Here is a 9934-nt window from a genome sequence, read left to right as displayed (position 1 = left end):
CTGTCGTTCTCGAAAAAGGTGGAGAACCACATTGGGGCGATATGGCTGTTCATCCATGAGTACAATCGGGGCATCAGAGAGAAGCTGGCGGAGCAAGATGCCCCTATCTTTTCCTCTAGCCTGCACTAAAATGCACTACCAGGGTGCGATTGGGCAAGCCCGTCAGGGTATCGTGGACGGAGTCATGTTCAAGTTGAAGCTGGACTTGGACGCGATCGCTCACATCCCGCGATGTGGTTTGGAGGCGCACCACCTGGCCATTGTCACCAGCGATCGGAATGGTCAGGGTTTCGAGCCAGATATACCGGCCGTCTTGGTGGCGCATCCGATAGATGATCGGTGTCGGAATATTCACCAGGGCATTGTAGTGGGCATGTTGGCGAATCTGATCACAGTCGTCCGGATGGAAAAAATCGTAGGGGTTCTGGCCAATCATGTCGTCACTGCTATAGCCCAGCAAGGTCTGACAGGAAGGGCTGACGTAGAGATATTCCCCCGTGGGCTGGTGCAGGCAAACCAGATCGGTCATGTTTTCGGCGAGGAGGCGATAGCGGGCTTCGCTGGCTTCCAGGGCCTGTTCAGCAAGTTTGCGGGCGGTGATGTCTTGCACCATGGTCATACCGCACTGAATCTGGCCGTGGTCATCGCGCACGATCGCCGTATTCACGTTAACCCACAGGGGTTGACCATTCCGGCGGCGGTAGCGTTTTTCCAGATGGTAGGTATTGCGATCGCCCCGCACACAGTCTTGCAGCAGTGCCCATTCCCTGTCGTCATCGTCTGGGATACTCAAATCACGGATGCTCAAGGTCGCCAGGTCTTGGGGGGAATAGCCCAGGAGTTCAGTCAAGGCCGGATTCACTAGGCTGAAGGTGTAGTGGGGCGGGGTGACCACCGCAATGCCGACGGGAAAGTTGGCGAAAATGGCTTGAAACTGGGTTTCGCGGGTTTGCAAGGCGACAGATTGCTGCGTCACCTCTTGGGCAAGTTGTTGATTGTAGTGGGCTAACCGTTGCTCGGCGACTTTGCGATCGCTAATATCCGACACCCACACCACATTAATCGCCTGGTCGCTGATCTGCACCTGCTTGGCCACCAGTTCCCCCCAAAATTGCCGCCCCTGCAAGGTGACATATTCCACCTCTTTCTCCCATATTCCCTGAGTGTTAAGCGTGGTTTGAATGTCACGTAACTCGTTGGGGCTGAAGGGCGTTTTTTGGAGACTATGCCCCGCAATATTCAGAAGTTGGGTTTTGGATTCGGCTTCAAAAAGTTCAACGGCTCGATGGTTACAGTCAATGGTCAGCGTCGTTACGGCATCGACGACAAAAATAGCATCGGTGGACTGTTGGAAAATTTCGGCATAGAGCATAGTCGAAGCTGCAAAAATGAGGTCGTGATCGCACAGTCATACACAGAATCGCAAGGGAGAGAAACGGAAAACAGTGGCATCAATTAAACTTACAACCTATTTCAGAAATAGTCTGATCGGCGTTTACAGTCTTTCGTTCTCTTGGGGTTGCCGCTCATATCAAGATATCGATCTCACGTTTCACGTCTTGCGTGATTTCCCCGGCCCCCTTGCAAAAGCTACTGCTTATCCATAGCCCAAGTTACGAATCTGGCGGGGGTATGCGTGAACCAGAGGCTCGCACTACCCTGCCTGGAATCCTCTGTAGTGCGAGCCTCTAGCTCGCTGCCTTGACGACAGAGGGGGATTAAACACAGGCGAGGTCAACCTGAGAACGTTGTGTGCAGTAGCTTGCCAAAGAGAGGAAACGTTCAAAATCCCGCTATTCACAAGAGATTTAGGGGGAGCAAGGTCGGTGAGCATTGGCACGGTGTAACTCGGTTAATCCAGGCCTCTGGTAGACGGTTAGCCGCCGATTTGGGACATGGTGCGGCTGTAGTGGCCGGTGGTAGTGCCGGATTCGCGGGCTTTGAAGTTGATTTCGGGTTTGAGGGCGAGGAGTTCGGCCACTTGGGCGCGGAGGGTGGCGATCGCAATCCCATCGCGCAACCCTTGGCGGAGGTTGATCTGGCCGGTTTCATTCAGCAAACAGGGACGCAGCCAGCCATCGGCCGAGAGGCGCATTCGGTTACAGCGATCGCAAAAACAATCCGACATCTGACTAATAAAGCCCAGGGTTCCCGCCGCTCCCGGAATCCGAAACACATCCGCCGGGCCATTGCCCCGCACTTGGGAGGTTTCTAAGCCCCAACGCTGCCGAATCCGTTGCCGCAACTCCTCCGAGGGAATCCAAGCCCGCGCCCCGAAGAGTTCCGGATTGCCGATGGGCATGAATTCAATAAACCGCACATGCCATGCTTGCTCGATGCTCAGGGCGGCCAGGGCTTCCACTTCGTGATCATTCACTCCCGGAATCACCACCACATTCAACTTCAGCGGGTTAAACCCGACCCGATGCGCGGTTTGAATTCCCTCCCACACCTGGCCCCAGCGATCGCGCCCCTGATTGCCGATAATCTGCTCAAAGATTTCCGGTTCTAAGGAGTCGAGACTAATATTCAGCCGCCGTAAGCCTGCGGCGTAGAGATCAGCGGCCAAGGGCGCGAGGTGAAAGGCGTTCGTGGTGATGGCGAGGTCTTCGGTTGCGGGCAGTTGAGCGAGCGATCGCACCACCTCCACCACCCCCGGCCGCAATAATGGTTCCCCCCCCGTCAGCCGCCAATTCCGAAACCCCAACGGGATAAAAATTTCGCGCACGAGGGTTAAAATCTCCCCATCGGTGAGCACGTCGTCTCGCTGCACATACTGCAACGCGGCATTTTCCGGCATACAGTAGGTGCAGCGAAAATTACAGCGATCGATGAGGCTAATCCGCAGATAATCAACAGGGGGCATGGTTCAGACTTTGCGAAAACAGTTTCCAGGTGCGGTTTTTCTCAATCCAAGGGGATGATGATCCCCCTCAATCCCCCTTAAAAAAGGGGAAGTCATGCGCTTTCGCAATCTGCTGCGGCATGGGCTGACGAGGCGCGATCGCTTAATAGGGGCCAAAGATACTGTTACCCGGTGCGTCAGGGTCGTCACTGTAGAAAAATTCATCAATGTGGCCGAGCACTGCCTCGCGGCTTAGGTTACCCTCTGCATCGAGGCTGAGGCGGGCAAAAATGAGCGGCGCATAGATCGGGGAGGTGTTGTAAATACAGAGGAGGTTGCCCCATTCGGCCGCGCTCAGGGTGTTGTCTTCGTCTTGGTCGAACACATCAAACACTAATTGGGTCAAGGCTTTGACCCGCTCATTGTAAAGGGTTTCATCGGCGAGAACCCCATCATAATAGGTACACCACTCGTCTAGGGAAATTTGGCGATCGCGGTTGGTATCCGAGGCTTTTTGCAACCCTTGCCAATCTTGGGCGAGTTGACTTTTGAGGGTGATGCCCTTGGGCGATCGCGTACTCCACCCGGCGCGATCGGCTAATTTTTCCGCCACATCTTCAAAATCTTGTTCGACAATAAACCCATCGCAGTTCACATCATACATACTGAAGAGTTTCATCAGTTTGCGTTTTTGAAAATCTGTCAGCATAAACCCTATCCCCTGGCATAAGCGTGTTTGACCCATGATAACAAGCCCGCCCCGTGGGAATCACCACACCCGGATCGCGTCAAAATCTCACCCTGAGCCTGGGGGAGGGTCAGCCGCACGATCAAGACGCGGCGAGTTGGGTGCAGAGTTGGCGGAAATGATCGCCCCGGTGTTCAAAGCTGCTGTATTGGTCAAAACTAGCGCAGGCCGGGGACAGCAGCACCGTTGAGGCTCCGTGGTGTTTTGCCAATTCGAGACTGCGGGGGACAGCTTGGTCGAGGGTTTCGAGTTGTTCAAATTGGGTGTAACCCACCTCGGCGAGACGGGCGGCAAACTGGGGGGCTGCATCACCAATTAAAACCACGGCGGCCGCTTTGGCCGCGATCGCCCCTAACCACGCCTGATCATCCCCGGCTTTTGGATCACCCCCTGCGATCAAAATCGTTGGGGTGGGCACAGCGGTTAACCCCACCAGAGAGGCATCGTAGTTGGTGGCTTTGCTGTCGTTGATGAAGGTCACGCCCTCATGGGTGCAGAGGTATTCAAGGCGATGGGGCACGCCGGGAAACTCGCGCACAGCAGCGGCGATCGCCTCCGGTGCAATCCCCGCCAACCGCGCCGCCCCGACCGCCATCAACAGGTTTTGTTGATTGTGATCCCCCAACATTTTCAGGTCGCCAATGGTCATCACCCGTTCCCCAAAGGCAATCACCTCGCCTTTTTCTAAATAAATGCCGTGCTCTGCTTTACAGGGCAAGGCAGCCGGGCCGGTGACGCTCGTCCAATGGGCGCGGGGCCAATCGGTGGCGCGATCGCGCAGATAGGGATCATCGCCGTTAAAAATTTGGGACTGCGATCGCGCCAACAAACTGGCTTTAATCGCGTAGTAATTCTCAAGGGTGTAATGGCGGGCCAGGTGATCCGGCGTGAAGGTCGTCCACAGACCAATCCGGGGCGCGAGGGTGGCGGCGGCTTCGATTTGATAGCTGCTAATTTCCGCAATCACCCAATCGAGATCCTGGGTCTTGCTGGGGTTGATCAGGGCCAATTCACAGGCGGCATGGCCAATATTGCCGCAGGCGGGAGCCTGAAGACCGGCTTGGCGAAAAATGGCGGCGGTGAGGGCGGTGGTGGTGGTTTTGCCATTGGTTCCGGTGATGCCAACCCAGGGAATCCGGTTCAACTGTCGCCAGGCCAGTTCCATTTCGCCCAGGGTGTCAATGCCAGCGGCGCGGGCTTGTACCACAGTGGGGCTATCCCAGGGTACGCCGGGACTGACGACGAGGAGATCGGGATGGGGGGCGTTGAGATCGAGGGATGCGCCGAGGCTGACGGTGATGCCCTCCTGTTGTAGGGTGTCCCGCAGGGGGTGCAAATTAGTATGGGTGGCGCGATCGCTCAATTCCACCTGCCAACCCTGCTGCTTCAGCACCCGTGCCGCCGCAATCCCCGAACGTCCTAACCCAATGATGTGAGCCTGTTTCATCTAAACCACCTCAATTTCAGGGGTTCCATCCACATCCAGCCACGCCAGGCGACGAATACCACTTTCACGGGCATAGTCCCGCAGTTCCGCCGGGGTGCGGCCGCCGAGATCCAATTCCACCCGCACCACATGTTCCGATTGGCGCAGTTGGTGGGCATAGCTGAAGGCGATCGCTTCGGCTGCCGGAGTTTTCGCCACCACGAGCCAATCATTCACGGGCATGGTTTGGGGCAGTTGGGGCGCAGCCAGCAGGGCCGTATGGAGATCTTCCACATTGAGGGCAAACCCCACCCCCGCGCCGGGCTTCCCAGCGGGATCATAAAGCGCGAGGAGTTGATCGTACCGTCCCCCTTTTCCCAATACCGAAGAGCGATTGTGGCGGGACGATACCACCTCAAACACGATGCCCGTGTAGTAGTCAATGGTTTCAAGCAAGCTCAGATCCAAAATTAAGGGTAAGTCATCCGCCGCACTGGAACGCAGCCGCTCAATTAAGGTTTTCAACCCCGCAACACAGGCTTGGCCCGTGGCATCAAGATCCAACTGGCTCACCCGTTGCAGCACAGTTTCGGGACGGCCCCGCAGGTCAAACATCATCAAGGCCCGTTGCTGAAGTTCAGAGCTGAGGGGAAGGGACTCAAGGCGAATGCGGTCGAGGTGGGCGATCGCATTGCGCACCGTCCCTTGATGTTCTGGGGGAAACGGCGCGAGGAGCGATCGCGTTAACTGAGCTTCCCCCATCAGCAACGACCAATCCGTCAGACCCAACGCCGCCAGACAATCCACCATCAACAGCACAATCTCCGTATCCGCCAGACTGCCCCCGGTGTAGAGCAGTTCTACCCCCATTTGATAAAACTCCACCTGGCGGCCGTGGTGGCTTTTCGGGGCGCGGCGAAACACGTTGGCATTGTAGTAGAGGCGCAGCGGCGGCGTATCGTTGGCCATCCGCGCCACCGCCGCCCGCGCAATGGAGGCGGTCAACTCCGGCCGCAACCCGAGCCGCCCTTCGGCCGTTTCACCCACTTCGATGACCGTATCCGGCCGAATCGCGCCGCCAGCGGTGAGGGTGTCGAGCCATTCAAGGGTTGAGGTGATAATCCGTTGATAGCCCCAGCGTTGAAAGACTTCCTGCAAGCGGTCAACAATCCAGCGTTTTTGAGAAACCTCGAGCGGCAGAATGTCACGAGTTCCAGCCGGGGGTTGGTGAATCATCATCAATTTGGGTTACAGCGAGGGATTAGCAAGGAGAATCGAGACGGCAAAACACAGCATCGAGCCGGATGCTGCGATCGCCCCTCTACTTTTTCTTACCACCAAACAGCCCCCCAAACATGCCCCCGCTACCAGATTTCTGATCCGACTTGCCAGAATTGGAGGCCGCCCGACCCTCGCGAGCCTTCCCCGCCGTATTTCCCGACGAGTTAGACCCCGCACTGTGGGAACTGAGGGGCTGTCCTAGTTTTTTCTCGATCACCGCTTTACATTGCAAGGCGATCTTTTCTTCAGGATTCGACTGGAGGGCCTTCATCACATGCACCTTCGCCATGCTGACTTGGTTTTGCTTCAGATAGGCCATCCCCAGCAAACTATGACAGGTGCTATTTTTCGGCTCCAGCTTCAAGCCATCCCGCAACTCCAGCACCGCCTTCGCAAAGTTATTTTTTTGAATATATTCCTGTGCGCGGCGCACGTAGGCGCTCACGGGGGACTGTTCCGCCTTCGCCTGGGCCGCCGCCGCTGCTGCCGCCGCCGGGGTTGCCGCTGGCGGTACTTTCGCTTTCGGGGGTGCTTGCGGCGCGGGGGCCGTTTGGCGCAATCCCTGGCCCGCCTTCATCATTAAATACACCAGATTCAATTCACTCAAGTCGCCAATGGACTGCTCACATTCAGCGATCGAGCGATATTGATTTTCCGTCAGAGCCTTGAGGGCTTGGGCATAGGCTAAGTCTACGTTGGTCCCCGCTTTTAACAGCCCCTTCGCGATTTCATTGGTGACGGCGGGCGTGCCGCCTTCGTTGGCGAGGCGTTTCCCCGTCTGTTCTAAAACGAGTTGATGCTCGTCGCGGGTTTTGCCTTTCAGGGTTTCGTAGGCGGGGTTGATCAGTTTCGAGAGCAACTCGCTGGCCTGGGCCCGTTCTTGCTCGTTGTTGACTTTGACCGTGTCGGGGTGCAGCAGTCGTGCCAGTTTGAGATAGCGTTTCCGAATACTATTGGCATCGGCGGTGACGGGAACACCAAGAATGGCATGGTGATCCATTAAGTCATATTTAAAGAGTCCGTGTTTAATGTTTAGCGACATCAGGGTTCACCCAAGGCAGGATTGAATATCTATATATTTTTAGTATCCCCTAGATTTTTAGGGATGATCGCGAAAATGGCCTAAGACAAGGGCGAGATCGCGGCCATTTGGTTCACGTCACTCCAGGTACTCAGGGGGGGCGTGGCTTGGAGGGCTTCACTCAGGGCGGCATGGATGGCGGGGTTGGTGGCGAGGAGACGACCGGAGGAGAGGTCGAGGGGGCTTTGGTCGTAGGCGGTGACGATGCCACCGGCTTCCCGTACCAACACAATCCCCGCTGCAATGTCCCAGGGTTTGAGGCCCCGTTCCCAATAGCCATCAAGTTCACCGCAGGCGACATGGGCGAGGTCAAGGGAGGCGGAACCACCCCGGCGCACGCCTTGGGTGAGGTGGGTGAGGTAGCAGAATTCGGCGTAGTTGTTGTCGCTGGTGAGGTGGCGATCGTAGGCGAAGCCGGTGACGAGGAGGCTGTTTTGGAGTTTGGGGGTGGTGGAGACTTGGATCGGTTTGCGGTTGCAGGTGGCTCCGAGGCCGGTGGCGGCGCGGTAGAGGCGATCGCGGGCGGGATCGTACACCACCCCCACCGTGGGCACATCGTCAATCAGCAACCCAATGGATACGCCGGAAACGGGATAGCCGTGGGCGTAGTTGGTGGTGCCATCGAGGGGATCAATCGCCCAGCAATATTGTGTGTCACGACCTGCGATCACGCCGGATTCTTCGGCCAGGATCGGATGGTCGGGGAGGTGTCGCCGGACGGTGGCGAGGATCACGGCTTCGGCATTTTTGTCCGCTTCGGTAACGAGGTCGCCGGGTCGGCCTTTTTCTTCGATGGATTTGAGGTTCCCCCAGTGGGTTTTGAGGACTGCCCCTGCGGCTTGGGCTGCTTCGGTGGCCACATCCAAAAAGAGTTGTAGGGTGTCGGGGGACGGTAACGCCATAAATTCAAGGGTGAAGGGTGCGCGGGGCTGGAAATTGACGGGCAGGGCCGGGGGCGATCGCTGCCGACTCAGATCAAGATTTTGGGGCTTGGCTCAAGGGTTAGGACTCTCCACGCCGAAATTCCGCCGGGGTCTGACGGAGGGGGGTATCCGGATGCCAAAGGCCTGCCCCCCTCATTCTTGCATAGTCTTGAGCATGGCTCAATTGTTGCGCCTGGGGGCTGGGATGGGGAACAAGGGGGACGAGCACATGGCCCTGTGCCACGAGCCACTGATTGATCCATTTGTCCGCCTGCCAAAGGTCGCCCCAGTAGCGATCGTAGGCATCGGGTTCGGCGCTGGCGAGGACAAGGGTGATGGTGGGAGTGCTGCGGAGTTTGGTTTCTAGGGCTTGGCGGGCGGCTTCGCCCCAGGGAACTTGTTGGAGGTCGGGGGCGTGAATGCCCTGGAGGCGGATCGTGAAGGCGGCGGTGGGATCGGTGGGGACACCGCGCACGATCACGGTTTGGCCGCTGATCACCCGATCGACGGAGACTGCAATACCGGGGGGCGGGGCGGGGATGGCGGTACAGCCTACGACGCTCCACCAGAGGCAGAGGAGGAGGAGCGATCGCACCCAATGCCTAACCCGATCCGCCCTAATCGTCATCCAGGGGTAAGCCCAGCCGTACCGCCCCCTTGCCAAAGTAGCGGCCAAACTGCATTTCATACACTTCATCTTCATCTTGGGTTTCCACATCCAAATCAGACCGGGCATAGCTCACACAGAGCAACGCATAGCCCTGGGCTTGGATTTCTGGCGACAGTCCCATGGCTTCCGGTTGAACCAAGTCGCCCAAATTAACCCGCACGGCACAGGTGGTACAGGCTCCATTCCGGCAGGAAAAGGGAAGGATGTGGCCCTGAGCTTCAAGGCTGTGGAGAATGTATTGATCATCGGGGACTTGAGCGGTGATCACCCTGTCGTTTTGGCGATCGTGAACGCGAATCGTGTAATACTCTGGCATAGCTAGCACAACAACAGCGCTTTTTATTGTAGAAGATGAGCGCGAGGTGCGATCGCGCAAAAATCTCAACCCAACCCTGCCCCAATGCGCAGTTTGCTGCTATAGTAGAAAACTGCACAAGGAGAGATGGCCGAGTGGTCGAAGGCGCAGCACTGGAAATGCTGTAGGGGCGAAAGCCTCTCGAGGGTTCGAATCCCTCTCTCTCCGTACTCAATTCCACCGAATTCTAAAGACTGCACCGATGCATCGGTGCAGGAATTCAAGCGTTGGCGAAGCTGTGAATGCAGCGAAAAAGAGATCGCTGAGAACCATGATTCTCAGCGATCTCTTTTGAAACGATGGGCGATACTGGATTTGAGACAGTGAGCCTTCCTTCACACGGAAGGGGTCATCAGTTCAAATCTGATATCGCCCATCCCTTACACAGCAAGGATTCTAGGTAAATCCTGTACATGAGCGAGAGTGCGTACATTCTCATTATGTACAGGATTTGTACAGTTTTGGGGTTGACATACTCCCCCACTAAACCCTACGGGCTATAGTGGGAGATTCTGAACAGCCAGTTACCTGACCATTTATCCACTCAAACAACGAGAGTTGCAGAGGGTTGCTAGGCTCAACGACTAACGCCATTGATTTATCCT

Annotated in this window: 9 protein-coding genes and 1 tRNA gene; 1 reads left to right on the top strand and 9 read right to left on the bottom strand. The window is 56.7% G+C overall.

Annotated elements, in window-relative coordinates; genetic code table 11:
* Positions 1–115: 115 nt before the first annotated feature.
* From PN477_RS04365 to PN477_RS04325, 9 genes are all read right to left on the bottom strand, one after another.
* Positions 116–1372, bottom strand: coding sequence for a PAS domain S-box protein (locus tag PN477_RS04365; protein WP_272120948.1), 1257 nt, complete (start codon positions 1370–1372; stop codon positions 116–118).
* A 504-nt stretch (positions 1373–1876) separates the two neighbouring features.
* Entirely contained in the window at positions 1877–2866 is a 990-nt protein-coding gene (gene moaA, locus PN477_RS04360) for a GTP 3',8-cyclase MoaA (RefSeq protein WP_272120946.1), read from the bottom strand.
* A 142-nt stretch (positions 2867–3008) separates the two neighbouring features.
* A complete protein-coding gene (locus PN477_RS04355) occupies positions 3009–3554 on the bottom strand; it encodes an EF-hand domain-containing protein (RefSeq protein WP_272120944.1) in 546 nt (181 codons plus the stop codon).
* A 121-nt stretch (positions 3555–3675) separates the two neighbouring features.
* Entirely contained in the window at positions 3676–5040 is a 1365-nt protein-coding gene (murD, locus tag PN477_RS04350; protein ID WP_272120942.1) for a UDP-N-acetylmuramoyl-L-alanine--D-glutamate ligase, read from the bottom strand.
* Entirely contained in the window at positions 5041–6255 is a 1215-nt protein-coding gene (locus PN477_RS04345) for an ATP phosphoribosyltransferase regulatory subunit (RefSeq protein ID WP_417158749.1), read from the bottom strand.
* Positions 6256–6340: 85 nt separating this feature from the next.
* Positions 6341–7342 (bottom strand): J domain-containing protein, encoded by a 1002-nt coding sequence (locus PN477_RS04340; RefSeq protein WP_272120938.1) that lies wholly within the window; start codon positions 7340–7342, stop codon positions 6341–6343.
* 80 nt (positions 7343–7422) lie between these two features.
* The gene (locus PN477_RS04335; protein ID WP_272120936.1) at positions 7423–8283 is read right to left on the bottom strand and encodes an inositol monophosphatase family protein; all 861 of its coding nucleotides are present in this window, start codon (positions 8281–8283) and stop codon (positions 7423–7425) included.
* 100 nt (positions 8284–8383) lie between these two features.
* The gene (locus PN477_RS04330; protein ID WP_272120934.1) at positions 8384–8932 is read right to left on the bottom strand and encodes a thermonuclease family protein; all 549 of its coding nucleotides are present in this window, start codon (positions 8930–8932) and stop codon (positions 8384–8386) included.
* Entirely contained in the window at positions 8922–9290 is a 369-nt protein-coding gene (locus PN477_RS04325) for a 2Fe-2S iron-sulfur cluster-binding protein (protein WP_272120932.1), read from the bottom strand. Before PN477_RS04325 ends, PN477_RS04330 begins: the two co-directional genes overlap by 11 nt.
* A gap of 120 nt (positions 9291–9410) precedes the next feature.
* Here PN477_RS04325 and PN477_RS04320 point away from each other — a divergent pair.
* Positions 9411–9497: transfer RNA gene (locus tag PN477_RS04320), tRNA-Ser, on the top strand.
* Positions 9498–9934 lie beyond the last annotated feature (437 nt).

The organism is Spirulina subsalsa CS-330, assembly GCF_028330765.1.
Classification (GTDB): Bacteria; Cyanobacteriota; Cyanobacteriia; order Cyanobacteriales; family Spirulinaceae; genus Spirulina; species Spirulina subsalsa_A.
This window is presented reverse-complemented; position numbering and strand designations above follow the sequence as displayed.